We start from the raw sequence: 1356 nt of genomic DNA, 5'->3' as shown, positions 1-1356 counted from the left end.
CAGTGCCAAGTTTCAATCGCACTGATTAGGGTGAGATTGTATGGCAAGATAGAAGGGCAACACCCAAAAATGGGAATGTTAGTATTTATCAATAAATTCAATGAGTAATTAATATTTCAACCTCTTCTTTCCCTCCCCTGGCAGAGCCCATTTTTTCTGGCTTACAAGAAAAAATACATACCCATAATTTGTCGGGGTTGACAAGATGACGCTTTATTGGCATTCTGGGCGCATGGAGAGATGGCCGAGCTGGCTGAAGGCGGCACCCTGCTAAGGTGTTGTATCCGTTAGGGTACCGAGGGTTCGAATCCCTCTCTCTCCGCCACTCCAAGCTGGTGTTTTCCGCGTTACCCATCGGCCAGACAACAGGTTCATGGCAAGTGAGTGACGAAATATTTCAAGCAGATAGGCGAGAAGATAATTAAACCATAATCCTGCCGCTTGCGTCGCGCAGTCGTTTGCTTCATCTGTTCGCCGCTGCTTGCATGACTTCCCGTAACCTTTCGCCTGTTCGCAGGTGCCTTTTTTCAGAGTCGCTCCCGTGTGTCGATCTTTTATCCCTGACATTCCACCAGCGTCAAATTCACCAATTTTCACTAATGTATCCACTACAGCCATCCTGCTGTTCTCCTGTGCTTTTCTTGCCGCCTGTCAACCAGAGGGGCGTCAGGAATCCACCTTTTTGGCTCTTGAGGTGCGCGATAAAGATCGCCTGCCTCTCTCCCCACATGTGATTAACAATCGCGCCAAACCAACTGCCAGTATGCTTGACCCCAATAAAGGAACACCACTCCGCTTTATGGTGCTCGACAAGCGCACCTTAAAGATTCATCGTCTGGAAGCGCCGGTCGGCAAACGGGTCATCGCTCCCTGGGGGGGTGCCCTCTATCCCATGGCCTTTGTCAATGATCTGGTGATTCAAGAGGGACGTCCGGGACATGGACCCGACGGTTATATCAATCCGGCTGTCTGGGTCACCTTGGAAGATAATAATGGTCAGCCACTGCATGAAGGGTGGCTGTTTGAACGCGATTCAGCACAAACCGCCTGGGATCATCCGCGCTTTGATCTGACCTTTCTCGGCAAGGTAGAGCCTCCGGCTCCTGCCCCCACTCCAGGCAAAGGGGCGCAAGCTGCCGGAGCCGCAGCGCGCAAAAGGATCCCTTCGACCCCAGCCAGCTCGCTGCCAGAACCTCAGGATGAGGCGATGGAAGGGCCAGAGCTGCGCGATTAATCAGCATGGAAGAGAGTGGCGCACTTCCGACTCTCCTGCATCCCGATCAGGCCGCCCTGCTTTTGGCACTGCTGGCTGCAGCCCAGGCCGGCACAGAAGAAGAGGTGCCGGTAGGAGCGGTG

General features: G+C 53.2%; 1 protein-coding gene and 1 tRNA gene. Both read left to right on the top strand.

Features of this window, described 5'->3' with window-relative positions; genetic code table 11:
- Nucleotides 1-234 precede the first annotated feature (234 nt).
- Nucleotides 235-325, top strand: a tRNA-Ser gene (locus tag EJP87_RS16490).
- Between the two features lie 357 nt (nucleotides 326-682).
- Nucleotides 683-1234 (top strand): hypothetical protein, encoded by a 552-nt coding sequence (locus EJP87_RS16485; protein WP_130472929.1) that lies wholly within the window; start codon nucleotides 683-685, stop codon nucleotides 1232-1234.
- Nucleotides 1235-1356 lie beyond the last annotated feature (122 nt).

The sequence above is a fragment of the Candidatus Magnetaquicoccus inordinatus genome (genome assembly GCF_004217665.1).
In the GTDB taxonomy this organism is placed as follows: domain Bacteria; phylum Pseudomonadota; class Magnetococcia; order Magnetococcales; family Magnetaquicoccaceae; genus Magnetaquicoccus; species Magnetaquicoccus inordinatus.
Note: the sequence above shows the minus strand (reverse complement) of the source record. Positions and strands in the feature narration are given on the sequence as shown.